The 448-nt window shown below is 52.2% G+C and carries 1 pseudogene; it reads right to left on the bottom strand.

The features are described 5' to 3' along the window. Positions 1-448, bottom strand: a pseudogene (locus KDM89_RS19805) (glutamine-hydrolyzing GMP synthase); the annotation flags it as partial.

The following is a 448-nucleotide window of genomic DNA, read 5'->3' as shown; positions in this document are numbered from 1 at the left end:
TTAACTGGCAAGAAAACGGCAAATGCCTGGCTGGTCGCGTCGTACCAGCTGACTGGTTTTTCTGCGTTAGGGTCAACGAAATTCGTGCGCAATTCTTCGATAAAAATCGCATCGGCTTTGCGCAGCAGGTCGGCGAATTCTTTTTTGACTTCACCCAAAATGCGCACACCCAGGCCAGGGCCAGGGAAAGGATGGCGATACACCATGCCGTGTGGCAGACCCAGCGCAACGCCCAGCTTACGGACTTCGTCCTTAAACAGTTCACGCAGTGGTTCCAGCAGTTTCAGGTTCAGGGTATCTGGCAAACCACCGACGTTATGGTGGCTCTTGATGGTATGCGAACCCTTTTTACCTTTACCGGCGCTTTCGATCACGTCCGGATAAATCGTGCCCTGCGCCAACCATTTTGCATTGCTGAGTTTGGCAGATTCGGCCTGGAATACTTCAA

Source organism: Cognatundibacterium luofuense (genome assembly GCF_018139685.1).
Taxonomy (GTDB): Bacteria; Pseudomonadota; Gammaproteobacteria; order Burkholderiales; family Burkholderiaceae_D; genus Undibacterium; species Undibacterium luofuense.
The sequence above is the reverse complement of the archived record's forward strand: the minus strand, read 5'-3'. Positions and strand labels throughout refer to the sequence as shown.